The organism is Nonomuraea montanisoli, from assembly GCF_013363975.1.
Classification (GTDB): Bacteria; Actinomycetota; Actinomycetes; order Streptosporangiales; family Streptosporangiaceae; genus Nonomuraea; species Nonomuraea montanisoli.
Map to the genome: position 1 here is coordinate 111,822 of NZ_JABWGN010000015.1, position 20,621 is coordinate 132,442.

Annotated in this window: 20 protein-coding genes and 1 tRNA gene; 10 read left to right on the top strand and 11 right to left on the bottom strand. The window is 73.4% G+C overall.

What is annotated here, in order from left to right; translation table 11 throughout:
- The first annotated feature begins 87 nt into the window (after positions 1 to 87).
- The 3 genes from secA2 to HTZ77_RS34080 all read left to right on the top strand — a co-directional run bounded on the left by secA2 (position 88) and on the right by HTZ77_RS34080 (position 3,665).
- Positions 88 to 2,241 (top strand): accessory Sec system translocase SecA2, encoded by a 2,154-nt coding sequence (secA2, locus tag HTZ77_RS34070; RefSeq protein ID WP_328808927.1) that lies wholly within the window; start codon positions 88 to 90, stop codon positions 2,239 to 2,241.
- A gap of 52 nt (positions 2,242 to 2,293) precedes the next feature.
- Positions 2,294 to 2,671, top strand: a complete 378-nt coding sequence (locus HTZ77_RS34075) for a VOC family protein (RefSeq protein WP_175593853.1) — start codon at positions 2,294 to 2,296, stop codon at positions 2,669 to 2,671.
- A gap of 109 nt (positions 2,672 to 2,780) precedes the next feature.
- Entirely contained in the window at positions 2,781 to 3,665 is an 885-nt protein-coding gene (locus HTZ77_RS34080; RefSeq protein WP_175593854.1) for a DMT family protein, read from the top strand.
- Here HTZ77_RS34080 and HTZ77_RS34085 read toward each other — a convergent pair.
- Entirely contained in the window at positions 3,568 to 4,779 is a 1,212-nt protein-coding gene (locus HTZ77_RS34085; protein WP_175593855.1) for an FAD-dependent monooxygenase, read from the bottom strand. The two genes, HTZ77_RS34080 and HTZ77_RS34085, sit on opposite strands and share 98 nt — an antisense overlap.
- A gap of 94 nt (positions 4,780 to 4,873) precedes the next feature.
- Here HTZ77_RS34085 and HTZ77_RS34090 point away from each other — a divergent pair, with 94 nt between their 5' ends.
- A complete protein-coding gene (locus HTZ77_RS34090; RefSeq protein WP_328808928.1) occupies positions 4,874 to 5,452 on the top strand; it encodes a TetR/AcrR family transcriptional regulator in 579 nt (192 codons plus the stop codon).
- A 114-nt stretch (positions 5,453 to 5,566) separates the two neighbouring features.
- Here HTZ77_RS34090 and HTZ77_RS34095 read toward each other — a convergent pair whose 3' ends face one another.
- On the bottom strand, positions 5,567 to 6,142 hold the full coding sequence (locus HTZ77_RS34095; RefSeq protein WP_175593856.1) for a GNAT family N-acetyltransferase: 576 nt from the start codon (positions 6,140 to 6,142) through the stop codon (positions 5,567 to 5,569).
- 106 nt (positions 6,143 to 6,248) lie between these two features.
- Here HTZ77_RS34095 and HTZ77_RS34100 point away from each other — a divergent pair, with 106 nt between their 5' ends.
- From HTZ77_RS34100 to HTZ77_RS34110, 3 genes are read left to right on the top strand one after another with little or no spacing between them, the layout of a single operon-like run.
- Positions 6,249 to 7,451, top strand: a complete 1,203-nt coding sequence (locus HTZ77_RS34100) for an acyl-CoA dehydrogenase family protein (protein ID WP_175593857.1) — start codon at positions 6,249 to 6,251, stop codon at positions 7,449 to 7,451.
- A gap of 20 nt (positions 7,452 to 7,471) precedes the next feature.
- Positions 7,472 to 8,635: an acyl-CoA dehydrogenase family protein gene (locus HTZ77_RS34105; protein WP_175593858.1), complete on the top strand. Its 1,164-nt coding sequence runs from the start codon at positions 7,472 to 7,474 to the stop codon at positions 8,633 to 8,635.
- On the top strand, positions 8,632 to 9,753 hold the full coding sequence (locus HTZ77_RS34110; protein ID WP_175593859.1) for an acyl-CoA dehydrogenase family protein: 1,122 nt from the start codon (positions 8,632 to 8,634) through the stop codon (positions 9,751 to 9,753). The genes HTZ77_RS34105 and HTZ77_RS34110 overlap by 4 nt, the downstream gene beginning before the upstream one ends.
- Here the strand turns inward: HTZ77_RS34110 and HTZ77_RS34115 are convergent.
- Entirely contained in the window at positions 9,712 to 10,338 is a 627-nt protein-coding gene (locus HTZ77_RS34115; protein ID WP_175593974.1) for a TetR/AcrR family transcriptional regulator, read from the bottom strand. The two genes, HTZ77_RS34110 and HTZ77_RS34115, sit on opposite strands and share 42 nt — an antisense overlap.
- Before the next feature lie 153 nt (positions 10,339 to 10,491).
- On the opposite strand from HTZ77_RS34115, the gene HTZ77_RS34120 reads away from it, so the two are divergent.
- Complete coding sequence (locus HTZ77_RS34120; protein WP_175593860.1) at positions 10,492 to 11,256, top strand: nuclease-related domain-containing protein; 765 nt, start codon at positions 10,492 to 10,494, stop codon at positions 11,254 to 11,256.
- A gap of 50 nt (positions 11,257 to 11,306) precedes the next feature.
- Here the strand turns inward: HTZ77_RS34120 and HTZ77_RS34125 are convergent, their stop codons facing one another.
- From HTZ77_RS34125 to HTZ77_RS34145, 5 genes are all read right to left on the bottom strand, one after another.
- The gene (locus HTZ77_RS34125) at positions 11,307 to 11,669 is read right to left on the bottom strand and encodes an STAS domain-containing protein (RefSeq protein WP_175593861.1); all 363 of its coding nucleotides are present in this window, start codon (positions 11,667 to 11,669) and stop codon (positions 11,307 to 11,309) included.
- Positions 11,666 to 12,859, bottom strand: a complete 1,194-nt coding sequence (locus HTZ77_RS34130) for a cobalamin B12-binding domain-containing protein (RefSeq protein WP_175593862.1) — start codon at positions 12,857 to 12,859, stop codon at positions 11,666 to 11,668. The genes HTZ77_RS34125 and HTZ77_RS34130 overlap by 4 nt, the downstream gene beginning before the upstream one ends.
- Positions 12,856 to 14,571, bottom strand: a complete 1,716-nt coding sequence (locus HTZ77_RS34135) for a PP2C family protein-serine/threonine phosphatase (protein ID WP_328808930.1) — start codon at positions 14,569 to 14,571, stop codon at positions 12,856 to 12,858. The genes HTZ77_RS34130 and HTZ77_RS34135 overlap by 4 nt, the downstream gene beginning before the upstream one ends.
- Positions 14,572 to 14,692: 121 nt before the next feature.
- Entirely contained in the window at positions 14,693 to 16,096 is a 1,404-nt protein-coding gene (locus HTZ77_RS34140; RefSeq protein ID WP_175593863.1) for a vWA domain-containing protein, read from the bottom strand.
- Positions 16,089 to 16,928 carry an AAA family ATPase gene (locus tag HTZ77_RS34145; protein WP_175593864.1) on the bottom strand — a complete coding sequence of 280 codons (840 nt, stop codon included), beginning with the start codon at positions 16,926 to 16,928 and terminating at the stop codon, positions 16,089 to 16,091. Before HTZ77_RS34145 ends, HTZ77_RS34140 begins: the two co-directional genes overlap by 8 nt.
- 118 nt (positions 16,929 to 17,046) lie before the next feature.
- Here HTZ77_RS34145 and HTZ77_RS34150 point away from each other — a divergent pair.
- Positions 17,047 to 17,120, top strand: a tRNA-Lys gene (locus tag HTZ77_RS34150).
- Between the two features lie 125 nt (positions 17,121 to 17,245).
- Here HTZ77_RS34150 and HTZ77_RS34155 read toward each other — a convergent pair.
- Positions 17,246 to 17,566: a hypothetical protein gene (locus HTZ77_RS34155; RefSeq protein ID WP_175593865.1), complete on the bottom strand. Its 321-nt coding sequence runs from the start codon at positions 17,564 to 17,566 to the stop codon at positions 17,246 to 17,248.
- A 150-nt stretch (positions 17,567 to 17,716) separates the two neighbouring features.
- On the bottom strand, positions 17,717 to 19,501 hold the full coding sequence (locus HTZ77_RS34160; RefSeq protein WP_175593866.1) for an alpha/beta hydrolase: 1,785 nt from the start codon (positions 19,499 to 19,501) through the stop codon (positions 17,717 to 17,719).
- Positions 19,502 to 19,628: 127 nt separating this feature from the next.
- Between HTZ77_RS34160 and HTZ77_RS34165 the strand changes: the two genes are divergently transcribed.
- Positions 19,629 to 20,009, top strand: coding sequence for a VOC family protein (locus HTZ77_RS34165; RefSeq protein ID WP_175593867.1), 381 nt, complete (start codon positions 19,629 to 19,631; stop codon positions 20,007 to 20,009).
- A gap of 11 nt (positions 20,010 to 20,020) precedes the next feature.
- Here the strand turns inward: HTZ77_RS34165 and HTZ77_RS34170 are convergent, their stop codons facing one another.
- The gene (locus HTZ77_RS34170) at positions 20,021 to 20,473 is read right to left on the bottom strand and encodes a YkvA family protein (RefSeq protein ID WP_175593868.1); all 453 of its coding nucleotides are present in this window, start codon (positions 20,471 to 20,473) and stop codon (positions 20,021 to 20,023) included.
- Positions 20,474 to 20,621: the final 148 nt, after the last annotated feature.

Below are 20,621 nucleotides of genomic sequence, written 5' to 3' on the forward strand. Positions count from 1 at the left end.
GGAACGCGGCCGGGCAGAGCGCGCGTTGGAGGGACTGTGGCGTCGATTTCCGGAATCTTGAAGAACCTCCTGGACCGTCCGGGAGGGGTGAGTCTGGGCCCGTACCAGAAGGTCGTCAAGGCGGCCGGCGCGCTGGCCGGTTCGATCGGCGCCCTGGACGAGCTGCCCCGCCCCGCGATGGACGACCTGGCGAGGTTCTGCGCCGTCGCCCGGGAGGCCGCCGACCGCTCGCTCGGGCTCCGGCCGTACGACGCGCAGCTCCTCGGCACGCTCGCGCTGCTCGACGGCAAGGTCGCCGAGATGGCGACCGGCGAGGGCAAGACGCTGTCCGGCGCGATGGCCGCCGCCGGCTACGCCCTTCAGGGCAAGCGCGTGCACGTCATGTCCGTCAACGACTACCTGGCCCGGCGCGACGCCGAGTGGATGGCGCCGTTCTACGCGGCCATGGGCGTGACGGTCGGCTGGGTCGGGCAGTCCTCCACCCACGAGGAGCGCCGCGAGGCGTACGCGAAGGACGTCACCTACGGCGCCGTCAGCGAGATGGGCTTCGACGTGCTGCGCGACCGCCTGCGCACCGACCCGGCCGAGCTGATCGTGCCCGCCCCCGAGGTCGTGCTGGTGGACGAGGCCGACTCCGTGCTGGTGGACGAGGCCCGCGTGCCGCTCGTCATGGCCGGCGCCTCCGACGCCGGCAGCGCCGTGCCCGAGATGGCCGCCCTGGTCAGGCAGCTCGTCCGCGGCTACCACTACGAGGTGGACGACCAGGCGCGCAACGTCTACCTGACCCCCAAGGGCGCCGACACGGTCGAGAACCTGCTGTCCGTCGACCTCTACGACGAGAACGAGCCCGGCACGCTCATCGAGCTCAACCTCGCCCTGCACGCCCACGTCCTGCTCACCCGCGACGTCGACTACATCGTCCGCGACGGCAAGGTGCAGCTCATCAACGCCTCCCGCGGCCGGGTCGCGCTGCTCCAGCGCTGGCCCGACGGCCTCCAGGCCGCCGTGGAGGCCAAGGAGGCGCTGGCGCCCAGCGAGAAGGGCGAGATCCTCGACTCCATCACCGTGCAGGGCCTCATCCGCCGGTACCCGCACATCTGCGGCATGACCGGCACGGCCGTCGCGGTCAGCGAGCAGCTCGGCGAGTTCTACGGGCTCAAGGTCGCCGTCATCCCGTCCAACCGACCCTGCGTCCGCGAGGACGAGCCCGACCGCGTCTACCCGGACGTGCCCGAGAAGGAGGCCGCGCTCGTCGAGGAGATCCAGGCCGTCCACGCCACCGGCCGGCCCATCCTCATCGGCACCCTGGACGTGGCCGAGTCGGAGAACCTGGCCCGCCTGCTGCGGCGGCGCGAGCTCGACCCGGTCGTGCTCAACGCCAAGAACGACGCCGAGGAGGCGTCGATCATCGCCCGGGCCGGCGAGCGCGACGCCATCACCGTCTCCACGCAGATGGCCGGGCGCGGCACCGACATCCGCCTCGGCGACGGCGTGCCCGAGCTGGGCGGCCTGTACGTGATCGGCTCCGGCCGCCACGCCAGCAGCCGCCTCGACGATCAGCTCCGCGGCCGGGCCGGGCGGCAGGGAGACCCCGGCGGCTCGGTGTTCTTCGTCAGCATGCGCGACGACCTGGTCACCCAGTTCGCGCCCGACGAGCGGCCGCCCGCCCCCGACCCCGACGGCGTGGTCCGGCACCGCCGCGGCGCCTACGTCGTCGCCCACGCCCAGCGCGTCGCCGAGGGCGTCAACCTGCAGATCCACCGCAACACCTGGCGCTACACCCGGCTGCTGGAGCAGCAGCGCGAGCTCATCCTGGAGTGGCGCGACAAGGTCCTGCACGGCGACGCCGCCGCGCGGGCGCTGGCCGAGGGCGACCCCGAGCGGTGGGCGTCCATGCCCGAGGACACCCGCGAGGAGACGGCCCGGCAGATCGTGCTGCACGCCATCGACCGCTGCTGGACCGAGCACCTGGCGTTCCTCACCGACCTGCGCGAGGGCATCCACCTGCGGGCCCTGGGCCGGATGAGCCCGATCGACGAGTTCCACCGGGAGGCGGTCGCCGAGTACAAGGCGATGCTGGCGGAGGTGGAGCGGCGCTCGCTGGAGGCGTTCGAGGCGCCCGAGCCCGACCTGAGGCGGCCCACGGCGACCTGGACGTACATGGTGCAGGACAACCCGTTCGGCACCGAGTGGGACCGCATCCTCAAGCGCATGGGACCGGACGGCCGCCGTCGCGGATGATTGCCCGCCGTACCTGACGGAAGGTGGCAGGTACGGCTGGGAGGCTTGAGCCATGACAACGAAGGCGAAGCTCCTGGCCGTCACCCTCGACTGCGCGGAGCCCAAGAAACTGGCCGAGTTCTACCACCAGGTCACCGGCTTCGACGTGCAGTACTCCGAGGACGAGTACGCCGCGGTCGGCAACGGCACCACAGCCATCTACTTCGGCCGGGTCCCCGAGCGCGAGCCCGCCCCCTGGCCCGGCCCGGCCAAGCAGTTCCACCTCGACTTCCGGGTGCCCGACGTGGAGAAGGCGGTCGAGGAGTACATCGCGCTGGGGGCGACCAAGCCCGACTTCCAGCCCGGCGTCAGCGAGGAGGAGGGCGTCCGCTGGATCGTGCTGCGCGACCCCGAGGGGCACCTGTTCTGCGTGTGCCCCGACCAGTCCTGACGCCCCTGGCTCAAGGGTGAATTGTCCTAAAGGATGATTCCTGCGCTCCGCTTCCCTCATAAGCTGGAGCAATGCTCCTCCACGTTCCCCCGCCCCTGCGTGGGCGCCGATGACCTGGGCCGGACTCCTCATCGCCCTGCTCGGCGCCCTGGGATACGCGCTCGGGGCCGCCCTGCAACAGTTCGAGGCCGTGGCGGCCGGCGCCTCGCTCAAGCTGGTGCGACGGCCCCGCTGGTGGATCGGCGGGGTCATCGGGTTCGCCGGGGCGAGCCTGCACGCCGTGGCGCTCAGCTTCGCGCCGCTGGTCGCGGTGCAGCCCATCAGCGTGGCCACGCTCGTGTTCGCCGTGCCGCTGGCCGCGCTGATGTACGGACGGCGGCCGTACCGGGCCGAGATCCTCGGCTCGATCGCCGTGGCCGTCGGGCTCGTGTGGCTCATGCTGCTCGTGCCGGCCCACAACGTCACCCCGCACCTCGGCGACGGCGCCGCGCTCGCGTTCATCGGCGTGATCGCGGCGATCGCGGTGGCCGCCGAGCTGGTCTCCCGCCGGCTGCGGGGCCCCGCCAAGGCGCTGCTGATGTCGGTGGGGGCGGGGGCCGTCACGGCCAGCGTGTCCACGTTCGTGCGCGTGGTGGGCGGCGGCATGCAGGGCGACTGGAGCAGGCTGCTGCACTGGTTCACGCTGGCCGTGCCGGTGCTGCTGGTCTGCGCGGTGGTGCTGCTCCAGCGCTCGTACGCCGTCGGCTACTTCGGCATCGCGTACGCGGGCGTCCAGGTCGTCGACCCGGTCACCTCCGTGCTGGCCGGTGCGATCCTGCTGGGCGAGCCGCTGCCGGCGAGCCCCTCCACGGCGATCCCGGCGCTGCTCGCCGGGGCGCTGACCGTCGCCGGCACGATCACGCTCGGGCGGCTGGCCCCCGACCACTCGCGGCCCGCCGCGGTGGAGTCCATTCCAGCACCTCCCGCATTGACCGCAGCATCAGATCGGAGCTGAGCCGGGACGCGAGGGCCATGCCCGCCTCGCGCAGCGACACCGCGACCGGATTGTGGAGCTTCGTCGCCCGGCAGACCGCCGTCGAGCGGCGCATGATCGTGCTCGTCCGCTCCAGCCGGGCGGCCGAGTAGGCGGCCAGCCCACTGCCGCCCACCACGGAATCCGCCCCGTCTCCGACCGCGTGCGCCGGCCCGTCTCCGACCGCGTGCGCCAGCACGACCGCGTCCTCGATGGCCTGGCAGGCGCCCTGGCCCAGGTTCGGCGTCATCGGGTGGGCCGCGTCGCCCACCAGCGCCACCCGGCCCCGGTGGAAGGCCGGCAGCGGCGTGGCGAACGCGTGCACGTCGCTCCGCACGATCCGCTCCGGCCGTACGGCGGCCAGCAGTGACGGGATCGGCTCGTGCCAGCCGCCGAACCGGCGCAGCAGCTCCTCCCGCTCGTCCCCGTGGGCGGCGCCCTCGGGAGCCAGGTCCGTGGCGTAGAAGTAGACGACGTCGTCGGCCAGGAGATGGGCGCCGAACAGCCGGCCCCTGCCCCACGTCTCGGTGCTGGGCAGCGGGCGGCCGTCCCACGGCACCAGCCCGCGCCAGGCCGTCACCCCCGCGTACACGGGGCCCGGATGGCCGGGGAAGAGCGCGCGGCGGGTCGCCGAGCGGATGCCGTCGGCGGCCACGACCAGATCGGCCGCGTGCTCGCCCGTGTCCGTGCGCACGACTCCCGTGGCGGCGTCCACACCGGTCACGGTGACGCCCAGGCGCGGGGCGTCCGCACCCAGCGCCTCCACCAGCAGGTCCACCAGCGTGGCCCGCGCGAGCAGGACCACCGAGTCGTCGAACTCCTCCTGGGCCCTGTCCACCGTCGTGTGCGCCAGCCACCGCCCGTCGGGGCGGCGGACGCCCACCCGCCCCTGCACCCGCGACAGCGCCCGGACCCGGTCGCCGAGCCCGAGCGTGTCCAGGGCGCGCAGCGCGTTCACCGCGATGCCGAGCCCCGAGCCGACCGGCTCCAGCCGCGCGGCGCGCTCCAGCACCGTCACGTCCCACCCCGCCCGGCGCAGCGCGATCCCCGCGCTCAGCCCGCCGATCCCCGCCCCGATCACCACAGCAGCCGGCATCGCCGCCTCCTTCACTACGTCTGTAGTTTCACGGTACTACGGATGTAGTGTCGATGACTACAGGTGTAGTTGGCGCCCCGTAGGATCGGTGACCGTGAAGCGTTCAGAGGCGGTCGCGGAGGCGGCCATCACGCTGCTGGCGGAGCGGGGCATGCGCGGCCTGACCCACCGGGCCGTGGACGAGGCCGCCGGCCTGCCGCCCGGCTCCGCCTCCAACCTCGCCCGCACCCGCGCCGCGCTGCTCGAACTCACGCTGGCGCACCTGGTGGAGCTGGAGGAGCGCGCCCTGGCTCCCGCGCTGGAGAGCGGGCTGACCGCGCTCGACCGGCGGCCGTCGCGGGAGGTCCTGGTGGGCCTGCTGGTGGAGGCGCTGCAGGTGCAGATCGCCGACGTCCGGCGCTCGCTGGCCCGCTACGAGCTGGCCCTGGAGGCGACCCGGCGGCCCGAGCTGCGCCGCGTCTACGACCGGGCGGGCCGCCGCTTCCGCGACCCGGCGGTGGCATTGCTGGCCGTCCTGGGGTCGCCCGACCCGGTACGGCACTCCCGCCAGCTCGTGGCGTTCACCGAGGGCGTCATGTTCGACGCGATCGCCGGGGCGGGGGAGAGCCCGTCGCGGGAGGACACCCACGCGGCGATCCGCGAGCTGCTCGACGGCATGCTCGGGCCGGCCTGAGCCGCCACCGTCCGGTTCGGCCTCAGGCGAGGGCGGTGGGCTCGGGCTTGGGGGAGGGCGGTGGGCTCGGGGTCGGGCTCGGGGGAGGGCGGTGGGCGGTGGGCTCGGGCGAGGTCAGCCGGTGAGGCGGGCGCGGTGGGCCGGCCACTCCTCCTGGAGGATGCCGAAGACGGCCGTGTCGCGCCAAGTGCCGTCCGGCCGCCTGCGATGGCGGCGCAGCGTGCCCTCGTGGACGCCGCCGATCCGCCGGATGGCGTCCTGGGAGCGCGTGTTCAGCCCGTCGGTCTTGAGCATGACGCGGTTGTACCCCAGCTCGTCGAAGGCATGGTCGATGAGCAGCACCTTGCAGTTCGTGTTCACGGCCGTGCGCCAGACCGCCCTGCCGTACCACGTCCAGCCGATCTCGATGCTCTCGTCGAAGCCCGGCACGTCGCAGTAGGCGGTCCAGCCCACGGCCCGGCCGCTCTCACGCGCGACGACGGCGAGGGGGACGTGCCTGTCGTCCGCGATCAGCCCGGCGGCCACCTCACGCAGTTCCTCCTCGGTCCCGGGGCGCGCGGGCATCCAGCGCCACACCTCCGGGTCACCGCCTCCGGCGGCGAACAGGTCGGGGACGTGGGCGAGGGTGAGCGGTTCGAGCCGGACGACGTCGTTCTCGAGCACCACGGGGGAGGGGAGCTTCGCGGTCATGGCCGCCAGCCTAGGGCGCGGCCGGAACCCGGGTCATGGCCACATGGCGGCTTTTGCCGACGACCACTGTCGACACGCATACCGGCCGGTCGGTAGGGTCAACGCCATGGACTTCGCCTACGACAGCGTCACCGAGGAGTTGCGCGAGCGGCTGCTGCGCTTCATGGACGAGTGCGTCCTTCCGGCCGAGGCCGCCTTCGCCGAACAGGCCGCCACCAGCGGCTGGAGCGCGCCGCCGCTGCTCGCCGACCTCAAGGACGAGGCGCGCAAGCGCGGCCTGTGGAACCTGTTCCTGCCCGGCCGGGACGGCGCCGGGCTGACGAACCTCCAGTACGCGCCCCTGGCGGAGATCATGGGCCGCAGCCCCCACCTGGCGCCCGCCGCGACCAACTGCGCGGCGCCCGACACGGGCAACATGGAGGTGCTGTCGATGTTCGGCAGCGAGTGGCAGCGCGGGGAGTGGCTGCGCCCGCTGCTCGACGGGGAGATCCGGTCCGCGTTCGCGATGACCGAGCCCGACGTGGCCTCCTCCGACGCGACCAACATCGCCACCTCGATCGTGCGCGACGGCGACGAGTACGTGATCAACGGCCGCAAGTGGTTCATCTCGGGCGCCATGAACCCCGAGTGCAAGATCTTCATCGTCATGGGCAAGACCGACCCGGAGGCGCCCTCGCACCGCCAGCAGAGCATGGTGCTGGTGCCGCGAGACACGCCCGGCATGCACATCAGGCGCGGCATGAGCGTGTTCGGCTACGACGACGCCGACCACGGCGGCCACGCCGAGATCGTGTTCGAGGACGTCCGCGTCCCGGCCGACAACCTCATCGGCGAGCAGGGCGGCGGCTTCGCCATCGCGCAGGCCCGGCTCGGGCCCGGCCGCATCCACCACTGCATGCGCCTGATCGGCATGGCCGAGCGCGCCGTCGAGCTGATGTGCCGGCGCGCGCTGAGCCGCACCACGTTCGGCAGGCCTGTCGCCCAGCAGGGCGTCGTCCAGGACTGGATCGCCGAGTCCCGCGTCCGCATCGAGCAGCTCCGGCCGCTGGTGCTCAGGACGGCCTGGCTCATGGACACCGTCGGCAACCAGGGCGCCCACACCGAGATCCAGGCCATCAAGATCGCCACCCCGGCGGCCGTCGAGTGGATCCTCGACAAGGCCATCCAGGTCCACGGGGCGGGTGGCGTCTCCCAGGACTTCCCGCTGGCCGGCCTGTGGGCCGGGGCCCGCTCCCTGCGCCTGGCCGACGGCCCGGACGAGGTCCACAAGCGTTCCCTGGCCTACCGCGAGCTGAAGAAGTACATGTGACACCGATCGGAGGATCCCGAGTGGAGGAAGCACGGCTCAGGGAACTGGCGGCGGAGTTCGTCGCCCGCCACGACCCGGGAGGCGACCGGCTGGAGTTCCTGCGCGCCAGGTTCGACGCCGGGCTGGCCTGGGTGTGGTACCCGGAGGGCCTCGGCGGCCTCGGGCTGGCGCCCGAGCTGCAACGGGTGGTGGACGAGGAGCTGGCCGGCACCCCGCAGATCGACGTCGGCCTCCAGGGCATCGGCCTCGGCATGGCGGCCCCCACGATCCTGGCGTTCGGCACCGAGGAGCAGAAGCGCCGCTTCCTGCGCCCGCTGTGGACCGGCGAGGAGATCTGGTGCCAGCTCTTCAGCGAGCCCGGCGCCGGCTCCGACCTCGCCACGCTCGCCACCCGCGCCGTCCGGGACGGCGACGAGTGGGTCGTGGACGGGCAGAAGGTGTGGACGTCCGGCGCCCACCACGCCCGGTGGGCGATCCTCGTCGCCCGCACCGACCCGGGCGTGCCCAAGCACCGCGGTATGACGTACTTCGTCTGCGACATGCACGCCCCCGGCGTCGAGGTCCGCCCGCTGCGGCAGATCACCGGCGAGGCCGAGTTCAACGAGGTCTTCATGACCGGCGTGCGGCTGGCCGACGACCTGCGGCTCGGCCAGGTCGGCGACGGCTGGCGGGTCGCCCAGACCACGCTCATGAACGAGCGCGTCGCCATCGGCGGCGCCCGGGTGCGGCGCGGCGGCGGCATGCTCGGCCCGGTCCTGGACACCTGGCGCGAGCAGCCCGAGCTGCGCACTCACGACCTGCACCAGCGGCTGCTCGCGCTGTGGGTGGAGGCGGAGGTGACCCGGCTGTCCGGCGACCGGCTGCGCGAGCAGCTCGCCGCCGGCCAGCCCGGGCCCGAGGGGTCGGGCATGAAGCTGTCGTTCGCCAGGCTCAACCAGGCGGTGTCCGGTCTCGACGTGGAGCTGCGGCGCGACCTCGGCTACGACGACTGGACCTTCCGCCGCTCCGACACCGTCGACTTCTACGGCCGCGGCGCGGGCTACCGCTACCTGCGCGCCAAGGGCAACTCCATCGAGGGCGGCACCTCGGAGATCCTCCGGAACATCATCGCCGAGCGCGTCCTCGGCCTGCCCGCCGAACCCCGCGTCGACAAGGACGTCCCCTGGAAGGACCTGCCGCGATGACCCTGCTGTACTCGGAGGTCGAGGAGGAGCTGCGGGCCGCCGTCCGCGCCGTGCTCGCCGACCGCTGCCCGCCCGCCGCCGTCCTCGCGCGGGCCGAGTCCGAGCCGTACGACCCGAGCCTGTGGAAGACCCTCGCCGTCGAGATCGGCGTGGCGGGGCTGCTGGTGCCGGAGGAGCACGGCGGCGCCGGGGCGACGGCCAGCGAGGCGGCCGTGGTGCTGGAGGAGCTGGGGCGCGGGGTGGCGCCGGTGCCGTTCTTCACCAGCTCGGTCCTGGCCACGTACGCGCTGGTGCGCGCCGGTGAGACGGGCGCCGGGGCGGTGGGCGGGCTGCTGGGGCGGCTCGCGGAGGGGCGGGCGACGGCGGCGCTGGTGGTCCCGTTCGCCGCCTCGCCCTACCGGCCCTGGCCGTCCCGGGGCGGCGTCACCGAGGCGGGGGAGCGGCTCTCCGGGAGCGTGGCCGGGGTGGCGGGCGCGGACGTGGCCGACGTCCTGGTCGTCCCGGTGCCCGGGCCGGACGGGACGGCGGTCCTGTACTCCGTGGACCGCGAGGCGGCGGCCGTCGAGGCGGCGCCGTCGCTGGACCTGACGCGGCCCGTGGCCACCGTGACGCTCGACGGGGCGCCCGCCGCCCGGCTGGGCGTCGTGGACCTGGCCGAGGTGCTGCGCCTCGGCGCGGGGCTGCTGGCCTCCGAGCAGCTCGGCGTGGCCGAGTGGTGCCTGGAGACCACGCTCGCGTACGTCAAGGAGCGCCGCCAGTTCGCCCGGCCGGTGGGCTCGTTCCAGGCGGTCAAGCACCGGCTGGCGGACCTGTGGCTGGACGTGGTCAGGGCCAGGGCCGCCGCCAGGGCGGCCGCGTCGGGCGGGGCTTCCGGCGAGGACGGGCCCGACCCGGTGGCGGTCGCCGTGGCCCAGGCGTGGAACGGCGGCGTGGCGGTCCACGTGGCCGAGGAGGCGCTCCAGCTCCACGGCGGGATCGGGATGACCTGGGAGCACCCCGTGCATCTCTTCCTCAAGCGCGCCAAGGCCGACGAGATCGCCCTGGGCACCCCGGGCGACCACCGGGAGGCGCTGGCCTCACTGGCCGACGTGCCCGGCCCGGTCCCCGTCCCGCAGTGACGTGAGCAGCAGGTCGGCGAAGTGCCGTCCCACCTGGGCGCCGGTCAGCGGCCCGTCCGCGTGGTACCAGGAGCCCAGGTGGTGGACCGAGCCGAAGAAGTAGTCGACGACGAGATCGGCCGGGACCCGGTCGCTGAACGTGCCCTCGCGCTGCCCCTCCGCCACGAGATCGCGGAACCGCTCGTGGTAGCGGCGGCGCTCGGCCCGCACGCTCTTCTGCGTCTCGGGCGCGAGCAGGTGCATCGACCGGAAGAAGATCTTGGAGTCGTCGAGGTTGGCCGTGGTGGTCTCGACGACGTCGGCCGCGGCGGCGTGCAGCCGCTCGGCGAGCGTGCCGGGGCCGTCGGCGATGCGGGTGAGCCGGTCCATCTGCATGCGGAGCACACGGGCGTAGATCTCGTGCAGCAGATCATCCTTGGAACTGAAATAGTGGTACATGGCGCCCTTGGTGACGCCTGCCGCCAGCACGATCTCCTGCACGGAGGTGCCCTCGAAGCCCCTCTCGGCGAACAACCGCGTCGCCGCGCCCAGCAGCCGGCCGCGTACCGGTTCTTCCTTCACGTGTCCCCCTTGGTCACCTCCGATAGGATACCGACTGGTCGGTTGATTGGTCTTCGCGGTGCTATTTCCGTCACCTTAGGGTGCCCTTCCCCCGGGTGGGGTATTACTTGACGTGGCGAGGGATCTTCGGCGTGGCAGATCCCGTTTGGTTCCGACTCATCATTCGGGGAGTTTGCCGTGCCCGGTGGCTCTATCTACGTGCAGCAGGACGCGAAGTACGCGGGCTCGTCGCCGCAGTGGTACTACGAGAAGTTCTGGCGTGAGGCGGCCAAGAGCCGTCAGCGGTCCCGGATGATCAAGGCGGCCGTGGGCTTCGTGGCCGGCATCGGCCTGGCCCTCCGCTTCGGCCTCGACCTCGTGCCCTTCTACGGCCTCGCGCTCGCGGGCGTCGTCGCCGCCGCCGACTGGTGGTGGGCGTGGAACTCCTTCCGGGCCACGGCGGTCTGGCGCGGCCGGCGGCACGGCGAGGTCATCACCGGCCGGCTGCTGCGGCGCTCGCTGCGCAGGCGCGGCTACAAGGTCCTCGACGGCCGCGCCATCCGCGGCCAGGCGTCCATCGACCACCTCGTGATCGGCCCGGGCGGGGTGTGGATCGTCGACAACGAGTCGTGGAGCCCCGACACCGAGATCGCCGCGTACGGCGGCCGGCTGTTCTTCGGCGAGAAGTACGGCACCAGCGTGGCCAAGCCGCTGGTCGACACCGCCGACGCGTTCGCCGAGATGCTGACGCGCGAGACCGGGGTCGCGGTGACGATCACGCCCCTGCTGGCCGCGCACTCCGGCTCGCTGCCGCGCGGCGGCAGCGTCACGGCCGAAGGGCTCACGCTGCTCAAGCCGCGGCTGGTGGCCCGCCGGATCAAGGCGGCGCGCGAGGTCGTGCTGGACGACGCCCAGATCGAGCTGCTGGCCCGTACGGCGGCGCGCGAGCTGCAGCGCTCCTGACCGGCTCCTGGCCCGCTCCTTCGGCGTGACTCGGGCGAGGTCGTCGTGACTCAGGTGGGGTCGTCGTGGCCGGCGGCGGGCTCACCGGTCAGGTAGCCCAGGGTGCCGGTCACGTCCAGCAGTCGCTGGAGGGCCGGCCCCCGGTTGTCCAGGCGCAGCCGCGCGCCCGTCTCGTCCGCCCGGCGGCGGACCAGGAGCAGCGCCGACAGGCCCCGGGAGTCGCACAGCCGCAGCTCGGCGGCGTCCAGGCGTACCTCCCGAGGCGCGTCGGCGACGGCCAGGGCGGCGTGGACGGCGTCGAGGAGTTCGTCCGCGGTCGTGTGGTCGAGATCACCGCGCAGGGCGACGCGCAGGGTGCCCGGCTCGGGCGTCTCCAGGGCGAGCTCCAGCGGCTCGGGCGCGAAACCGCTCACGCGCCTCCTCCGGTGGCGGCGCGCAGGGTCTCGTGCCCGTACGCCAGCATGCCCGTCGTCCGGGGGAAGTCGGTGAGCCGCTCGGCGAGCAGGTCCAGCGCGGGCAGCAGGGCGCGGGCCGGCACGCCCCGCGCCGCGAGGATCTCGCCGGTCCACGCCAGGAAGCCGCCGAACAGCTCCTGATCGTCCAGGTAGAGCGCGGTGCCCAGGAAGTCCACGATGTGCGCGACGTCCTCGGCGGTGTGGCGGAGCTGCTGGGGCGTGTAGGAGGCCATCGCGGGGATCCGCTCGCGCAGCCCGTCCATGACCTGCCTGACCAGTTGCCGGGCCGACCGGGCGACCAGCGTGTACTCCTGGTCGTCCAGGTGCGGCAGGTCGTCGACGGCCTGGCGGCCCGGCGCCGGGCGGGGCGGGAGGCCGGCGTCCAGCCCGTCGGCCGCCGAGCGGGCGTCGGGCGCCCAGGCGTCGGCGCCCAGCAGGCGGGCGTAGCGGCCCTCGGGCCCGAACGCGGCGCCGCCCGCCAGCACCGGCGTCCCGGTCGCCTGGCAGGCCGTGATGGCGGCGTGCGCGGCCGGCAGTCGCGTGGCGATCGAGCTGGACAGCGCCACGACGTCCGGGCCCGTGCGGTGCAGGTGCGCGATCAGGTGCGGCGTGGGCACCTGCGCCCCCAGGTAGTCCACCCGCCAGCCGCGTAGGCGCAGCACCTCGGCCAGGATCCGCGCGGGGAACGCGTGCCACTCCCCGTCGATGCACGCCACCGTGACCCGCCCCCGGGGCTGCGCGGGCGCGGAGCCGTGGGGAGTGGACTGCGCGGGCGCGGAGCCTTCGAGAGTGGGCGGCGCGGGCGTGGAGCCGTGGGGAGTGGGCTGCGCGGGCGCGAAGATGCGGGCGGCCGGGTGGTGCGCCAGGGCGGCCAGCACGCGCTCGTTGACCGCGGTGATCGTGTGCTCCTGCGCGACCGTGATCCGGTTGGCCGCCCACTCGCGGCCCACCCGTGCCTGCACGGGCGCCACCACGTCCATGAGCAGGCTCTCCATGTCCATACCGTCGTGGAGCGCGGCCACCACCACGTCCACCGCCGCGTACTCGTCGCCGGCCGCCGCGGCCTCCCACAGCAGCTCGGCGCGGCTCACCGCGTCGTCCGTCGTGACGCCGCCCGGCGCGCCCGGGAGGTCCGCGCGTGCCGTCATGAGGCGCCACCGCCGTCACGGGGAGCGGCCGTCCCACGCCCCGTGCCGGGAAGGGGCGTCCCACGACCCGTGCCGGGAAGGGGCGTCTCACGCCCCGTGCCGGGAAGGGAGGTCCCGCGGCCCGCTCGGGGGGCGGTGATCGCGACGACCGCGATGTCGTCGTGGTCGCCGCCGCCGCCGATCCACTGCGCGGCCAGCATCTGGACGCGCTCGGTCAGCGCCTCGGGCGGCATTCCCGCGCACTGTTCCAGCTCCTCGCGCAGCCGCTGCTCGCCGAACAGCTCGTCGCCCAGCGGTCCGCCGCGTGCCTCGGTCACGCCGTCGGTGTAGAGGAGGCAGGTGTCGCCCGGCTCCAGCTCCACGGTCACGGTGGTGGCGGTGACGGTCTCCAGCATGCCGATCAGGGTGCCGCGCGTGCCCACCTCCTCCACCCGGCCGTCGGCCCGCAGGATCAGCGGCGGCAGGTGTCCCGCGCTGGTCAGTCGCATCGTCACGCGTGGCCCGTCCCGCCGTACGGACGCCAGCACGAGCGTGACGAACGTCCTGCTGTCACTCCGCAGCAGCACGTCGTTGAGCAGCCCCAGCAGCCGCCCGTGGTCGCGGGCCACCGGCAGCAGCGCGTGCAGCGTCGTGCGGATCCGGCCGGTGAACACCGCCGCCTCCAGGCCCTTGCCGCACACGTCCCCCAGCACCACCAGCGACTCCCCGCCGGGTTCCGCGGCCGGGTGCAGGTCGTAGAAGTCGCCGCCGACCAGCTCCGTGGCCCCCGCGGGCCGGTAACGGGCCGACAGCTCCACCCCGTCCAGGCCGCGGGTCGTGGGCGGCAGGAGCTCGCGCATCAGGGTCTCGGTGATCGACGCCTGCTCGGCGTACAGGCGGGCCGCGGACATGGCGGCCCCGGCCCGGGCGGCGAACAGCCGGGCGAACACCTCCTCGCCCTCGGAGAAACTCGCGTGGCCGGAACGCCGCAGCAGCATCAGCGCCCCCGCCGGAACCCCGTGGCCGGGCAGGGCCGTGACCACCATGGAGCCCGGCTCGCCCAGCTCCTCGCGGGCCAGCCAGCCGGGGGCCGAGGCGGGGTCGATCCAGCGCGACGGCACCGGCGGGAACCCGCGCAGCGCCTCGGCCAGCCCCGGCACCTCGCGCGGGTCCACGACGAGGTTCTCGCGCACCACGCGGCCGTCCGGCCCGCAGTACGCGACCGGATGCCTGCGCCCGGTGGCGGGCAGGATCACCAGGGCGGCGTCGGCCAGGTGCCGGGCGGCCAGCCGGACGGTGACGTCCATGCAGCGGTCGAGGTTCAGGGAGGAGAGCAGCTCGTTGGACGCCTCGGCGAGGAACGCGGTCCGCCTGCGCTCCAGCCGCAGCGCCTCGGACACCCGCTCGTGGTCGGTGGCGTCCACCAGCCACCAGGTCACGCCGGAGCCGCCGTCGCCGAGGGTGGGATGCGCCTCGAACGCCCGGTCGCCGATGAGTCCCCGTACGGGCGCGGCGGAGGCGTCCTCGGTGACGAGCCGGTGGGCCTCGGCGAGCCAGGCCGGCACGGCCTCGGCCAGCGGCACCCCCGGGGCGGCCGTGGCGGGCAGCGCGCGGGCCGCGTCGTTGACGTGCTCTATGACGCCGTCGCCGCCGACCAGCAGCACCGGGTACGGCGCGCTCCGCCAGACGGTCCCGGCCGGACCGTGTTCCGCTTCGCTGGTTGCACCCGTCACAATCGCGAGCCCTCGACGCGGGCTCTGCCTCCTGGATCACCTAGTGTGCTCGAAGAACGTTTTGCCCCACTGTAGCCCACTCCGCCGTCTTCCTACCCAGCCTTCCTACCCGGCGGTAACATCAGGCCAGGCCCTCGATGAACGCCGTGAGCTGGGAGACGTTGCGGCATTCGGTCATCGGGACGACGGCCGCGTACGCGCTCGCGACGGAGTCGCCCGTGTCCCACTGCGCACGCGGCTCGGGGTTGAGCCAGTAGGCGGTGCGGGCCCGCCCGGCCAGGGCCTTCAGGGTGTCGAGCGCGGGCGGCTGGTAGTTGGAGCGGGCGTCGCCGAGGATCAGCAGCGACGTCTTCGGGCCGACGGCGTCGCCGTGGCGCTCGGCGAAGCGCTCCAGCGCGTGCCCGTAGTTGGTGCGGCCGAAGCGGATCATGTCGGCCTCGTTCGCCATCCTGGTCATGGCGTCCACCACGTCCGTACCGGGCTGGAAGAACCGGGTGATCTCGTCCACCGTGTCCACGAACCCGAACGCCCGCACCTTCGCGAACTGCTCTCTCAGCGCGTACGTGAGCAGCACCGTGAAGTGCGCGAACGACGAGACCGAGTCGCTGACGTCGCACAGCACGACCAGCTCGGGCCGGTGCGGCCGGGGCGGACGGAACGACGGCGTCAGCGGCACCCCGCCGCTCTGCAGGGACGCCCGCACCGTCCGGCGGAAGTCGAGCCGCCCGCGCCTGCCCCGCTTGCGGCGGATCGCCAGCCGCGTCGCCAGCCGCCTGGCCAGCGGCTGCACCTCCCGGCGCAGCCGCGCCAGGTCGTCCCGGGTGGCGCGCAGGAACTCGACCTGGTCGAGCGGCGGGCGCACGGCCGAGCGGGCGATGCGCTCGACGCCCGAGTCCTCGGCGATGCGGCGGCGCACATCGGCGGCCACGGCGTCCTCGAAGCGCCGGATCCCGGCGTTCACCTGGTCGCGGACCGCCCGCTCCGCCAGGCCGCCGCGCTCGCGCCCGGCCAGCACCTCGCGCAGGATCCCGGCCATCAGCGTCTCGGGGGACAGGGCCCGCATGACGCTGTACGAGAACCAGTTCTGGCGTCCCGGCCCGGCCTGCTGCCGCCCGAACCGTTCCACCATGGCGCGGGCGAACTCCCGCATCTCCGCGTCGCTCCCGCCGGTCAGCAGCCCGGCCAGCCGCGCCCGCAGCTCGGCCGTCTGCTCGGAGGCCTTGGCGGTGTCGCCGGGTGGACGGGCCGGCGCGCCGGACGCGACGGCGCTGTCACCGGGCCCGGCCGGCGCACCGGACATGACAGGCGGGAACCACAGGTCGAACAGCACGTCGAACCCGGGCCGGTGGACGGGCCGCTTGACCAGCGTCGCCGCGTAGGCGGCGCGCAGCGACTTGCGCTCGGCCAGGTCGATCACCCGCAGGGCGCGCACCGCGTCCAGCCCCTCGGCCACGGACACGGGCACGCCCGCCTCGCGCAACGCCCGCACGAACCCGACATGCCGGTCGATCAGCGACTCACCCACCGGACAGGCCCAGTTCCTTCATCGCCCGCCGATGGTCGGAGGCGTGCTTGAGCACCACGCCCAGCGTCCCGGCGACGGTCGCCTCGTCCAGTTCGTCGCGTCCCAGGGCCAGCAGCGTGTTGGCCCAGTCCACGGTCTCGGCCACTGACGGGGCCTTCTTCAGCTCCAGCCCGCGCAGGGTCGCCACCGTACGGGCGAGCTGTTCGGCCAGGTCGGCCCGGATGGTCGGCACCTGCGCGAGCACGATGTCCCGCTCCCGCTCGGGCGCCGGGTAGCCGATGTACAGGTACAGGCAGCGCCGCTTCAGCGCCTCGGACAGCTCGCGGGTGGCGTTGGAGGTCAGCACGACGTACGGCCTGCGCACGGCGGAGACGGTGCCCAGCTCGGGGATCGTCACCTGGAAGTCGGACAGCAGCTCCAGCAGCAGCCCCTCGACCTCCACATCCGCCTTGTCGGTCTCGTCCACCAGCAGCACGGTCGGCACGTCGGCCCGGATCGCCTTCAGGAGCGGCCGTTCGAGCAGGAACTCCTCGGTGAAGATGTCCTCGTCCGTGCTGGTGGCCTGGATGCGGAGGAGCTGCTTCTTGTAGTTCCACTCGTACAGCGCCCGGGCCTCGTCCAGACCCTCGTAACACTGCAGCCGGATGAGCTGGGACCCGCTCGCCCGCGCCACGGCCTTGGCCAGCTGCGTCTTGCCCACCCCGGCGGGCCCCTCGACCAGCAACGGCCTGCCGAGCGCGGCGGCCAGGAAGACGGAGGTGGAGATGGCGTCGTCGGAGAGGTATCCCGCGGCGGCCAGCCGCTCGCCGACCTGGGCGGGGGAGTCGAACATGAAGGCTCCTGTCGTCACAGCCGAACCTTATTCTAGTCTCGCGCCCGTTCGCCGGGAGGAGCCGGACTCCGGCCGATTCGACCAGGATGCCGAGTGCCGGTATATTCCTCTCAGCAACGCGCCGCTAGCTCAGTTGGTTAGAGCAGCTGACTCTTAATCAGCGGGTCCGGGGTTCGAGTCCCTGGCGGCGCACGCGATCGAAGCCCCGCTCGGCTCGCCGAGCGGGGCTTCGCTTTTCTCCGCCGCGGCCTGGGCCCCCGGGGTGTTCGACGGATCGCCCTGCCTTCCAGGGCGACCGGCCGATTACAGATCGAGGGTCATTCCGGCGGGCGCCCGTCCGGCCAGACACAGGGGGAGGCCGCTCCCAGGTAGAGGTTGTCGCCTTCCGCCCAGGTGAGGGTGAGGGTGAAGCCGTCGGGCCGGGACTCGCCGCTCAGGTCAGGGTTCCCGGGTCTCCCGACCGCGACGATGCGATGGCCTGCGGCTTCCCAGTGGGCGCGAACCTGCTGTGAGATGGACATGTTCTCGCTCGTGGGCACGTCTCGTAGCCAGTAGGCGCGGCCTATGACCACCTTGTCGTCGGGCTGATCGTCGTTGAGGCAGGCATGTGGCGCCAGCGAGCTCTCGATCAGTTCCAATCGCGGTCGAGTAGCAAGAGCGTCTGCTGTGTCACGGATGAGTTGCTCGGCGCGAGCGATGGCTTGAGTTTGGTTGAGTGCGGATTCGTGCACAGTGCATCCCGAGAGCAAGAGTGCTGGCAAGACGAGGGCAAAGCGAAGCACCGGGGGTCACCTCTCGGTTGGGTTGCCCAGTTCGGGCATGAGCAGTTGTGGCTGCGTGTTGAGAGGCGCCGGGTGCACGATCTTGTCGTACTGGCCGTTGATGATCCGTCCCATGTTCTGCAGCGAAGTCGAGTAGGGCTGCCAGTAGCTGCTGTGCGCCGATGTGAAGACCTCTCTCCCCACAGGCATGTGCCGACCTCCGAACGATGCATCACCTGGGTCTGCGCCGAAGCGGCCGAGGGCCGCGACCGGGTCGTTGCCGGCCTCGCCCACCCAGACGTGCTCTGCCCTGACGCCCAGTTGCCGAGCGTGATCGACCCCCACCCCAGGGCTGCCGATGAGGATGACGTCGTCCGCGAAGCGCCCAGGACGTAGAACGGCGGCGCGACCGGTGGTCAATGACCCGTAGCTGTGACCGATGACGACAGCACGGGCGGTGCCCGACGGGCGGTGGGCTGCGTGAAGACCATCGTTGAAGGAGGCGAGCGCCTTACCACCTGCCGCGGCGGCCGAGGCGAAGGCGACGGACTTGGCCGGATCCATCAGCCCCGGATCGAGTTGAGGGGCGTTGTAGCCCAGCCACGTGATGGAAGCAATCGTGCGGTCACCGCTGTAGTACGAGGCCTGCTGCCACAGCGCCCGCGACCGCTCCAGGTCCCCGTGCGCCGCGTCCAGTCCCGACGTGAGGCCCGACACCGACGTGACCGTGATGTCCGCCGTATCCGGATCCCCCCACGAGACCACGAGCCGTCCCTGACCCGTGACGTCGAACGCCAGCAACAGCGGCTCCGGGTGCCCCGGCACCGGGCGCAGGTCCGCCTCGATGAGGTCGATGCGGCGGAGCCGGGCCGCGATGCGTTCCCAGCCGCCCAGCAGGCCCGGGTCCGCCAGCCGGCCGAGGTCGGCCGTGGCCGTCTCCAGCTCCCGCTCCAGCCGTGTCCGCTGCTCCGCCAGCCAGTGCCGGTTCGCCCGGTCGCGGGTGGCCGCCGGCAGGCCGTTCAGCAGCCCGAACCGCGGCAACGCCGTCAGTCGTTCCCGTGTCCCCGCCGAGAGCGTGGTCCACCATGCGGCGACCCGCGCCGCCAGGCCCCCGTCGGCGCCGCCCTCCTGCACGGCCAGCAGGCGCGTCACCGCCTCCTCGTCGCCGGCGCCGGCGCGCGCCAGCAGGCGCTCCGCCCCGGCCGGGTCCGCGGCGTGGGCGCCGAACAGGCCGTACGCGGCGAGTCCCGACGGCAGCAAGAGTCCCGGCGGCAGCGAGAGTCCTGACGGCAGCGAGCGGCTCGGGACGGTCTCGCGGATGCGGTGCAGCCGCCGCCGCAGGTCGTCGCTCTGGGCCGCGGTCCAGGTGGCGATGCGGCCGAGCGCGTGGCCCGGCTCGGCGGACAGGCCGTGACCCGACAGCTCGGCGGCCAGGCGCGCCCCCGCGACGGGCAGCGTGTGCGCGACCCGGCCCAGGGACGCCACCAGGGCGGTCATGGCGTCCGCGTCGATGCCCTGGAAACGTCCCGCGGCGGGGGCCAGGGTCGTCACCGGCGTCGTCAACGCCGGCACCGCCGGGGCCGGGCCGCCGTGCCGTACGACGAGGAGGGCGAGGGCGTGCAGTGCGCCCGCGAGCGAGGACTGCAGGGCGGAGCGGTGGCGCGAGAGGGCGTCGGCGAAAGCGGGGGCGCCGCCGCCGACCCAGGCGTGGGCATGCATGAGCCGCGTCGCCGGGTCGAGGTCGGTGTGGTGGCCGGCGGCCAGCGCCGCGGCCCGTTCGTACGCCGCGAGCGCCGCCCTGTGATCCGCCATGTCGCGGCCCAGAGTGCCAGGTCAGCCCGGTGGTTCTCAGGTGATCGGCGAGTCACCCGGGTAAGTGCTTTCTCGGCTGGTTAGTCAGGAGGCGTGGCTGGAGGGGCGAGAGATACCCTTGGAGGCTATGGCGTGTCGTATTACGGAGCTGGTGCTGGACTGCCGCGATCCGGAGGGGTTGGCGGCGTTCTGGTGTGAGGTGTTGGGCTATGTGGTGCTTGAGCGGCCCGATGACGGGTCGGTGGAGATCGGGCCGGAGAAGACGGGGGCCGGCTGGCTCCAGCCGACCCTCGTGCTCAGCCCGGCCGAGGAACCCAGGAGCGGCAAGCTACGGCTGCACATCGACGTGAACGCGACCGACCGCGACCAGGACGCCGAGCTGGACAGGCTGCTCGCGCTGGGGGCCCGGCCGGCGGACGTGGGGCAGACCGGCGAGGAGAGCTGGCACGTGCTGGCCGACCCGGAGGGCAACGAGTTCTGCCTGCTGCGGAGGAGGGTGGACGCGTAAGGCCCTTCCGGTCACCTCTCCTTCCGGTCATCCTCCTGCTGGGGCTCGTTCACGGCCGCTCCTCCGTTCGCTCGGTGGGGGTCGCCGAGCAGACGCAGGAGCAGGCGCGGCTCGCCCGGCCAGGCCTCCAGCAGGACCTCGCGCGGGACCTGCCGGGCCGCGTACCGCAGCGCCAGGGCGACCACCACGATGTCGTCGAGCGGGCCGATGACCGGCAGGAACTCGGGGATCAGGTCGACCGGGCTGGCCACCCACACGCCTGCGATCATGACGGCGATCTTGGCGCGGCGCGGCACGGCCGGGTGGCGGCGGAGCCTGCGGACGGCGGTCAGGCAGTCGGGGATGAACGCGGCCAGATCCCGCAACAGGCCGGGCGGCAGCCTGCGCGCCAGGAGGACGAGCACGCCCCAGGTGGCCGCCACGCACACGACCGTGACGGCGAGTCCGATCAGCCATCCCCGCACGCGGTCCCCGCCCTCGCTTCCGTTCCCGGCCGTTCCCGGCCGTTCCCGGCCCTTCCGGTACGGCCTCACTTTACGGTCCGCACCTCACGGTGGGCACGGCCGCGGTTGCCGACCGCCGCCGGTAAGGGCGCCTTCCTCTTTCGACAGG

Coding starts and splice junctions, on each gene's coding strand:
- HTZ77_RS34080 (WP_175593854.1), top strand. CDS start 2,781: ATGACCTGGGCCGGACTCCTCATCGCCCTGCTCGGCGCCCTGGGATAC.
- HTZ77_RS34110 (WP_175593859.1), top strand. CDS start 8,632: ATGACCCTGCTGTACTCGGAGGTCGAGGAGGAGCTGCGGGCCGCCGTC.
- HTZ77_RS34145 (WP_175593864.1), bottom strand. CDS start 16,928: ATGTTCGACTCCCCCGCCCAGGTCGGCGAGCGGCTGGCCGCCGCGGGA.
- HTZ77_RS34095 (WP_175593856.1), bottom strand. CDS start 6,142: ATGACCGCGAAGCTCCCCTCCCCCGTGGTGCTCGAGAACGACGTCGTC.
- HTZ77_RS34100 (WP_175593857.1), top strand. CDS start 6,249: ATGGACTTCGCCTACGACAGCGTCACCGAGGAGTTGCGCGAGCGGCTG.
- HTZ77_RS34160 (WP_175593866.1), bottom strand. CDS start 19,501: ATGGCGGATCACAGGGCGGCGCTCGCGGCGTACGAACGGGCCGCGGCG.
- HTZ77_RS34075 (WP_175593853.1), top strand. CDS start 2,294: ATGACAACGAAGGCGAAGCTCCTGGCCGTCACCCTCGACTGCGCGGAG.
- HTZ77_RS34130 (WP_175593862.1), bottom strand. CDS start 12,859: ATGACGGCACGCGCGGACCTCCCGGGCGCGCCGGGCGGCGTCACGACG.
- HTZ77_RS34165 (WP_175593867.1), top strand. CDS start 19,629: ATGGCGTGTCGTATTACGGAGCTGGTGCTGGACTGCCGCGATCCGGAG.
- HTZ77_RS34085 (WP_175593855.1), bottom strand. CDS start 4,779: ATGCCGGCTGCTGTGGTGATCGGGGCGGGGATCGGCGGGCTGAGCGCG.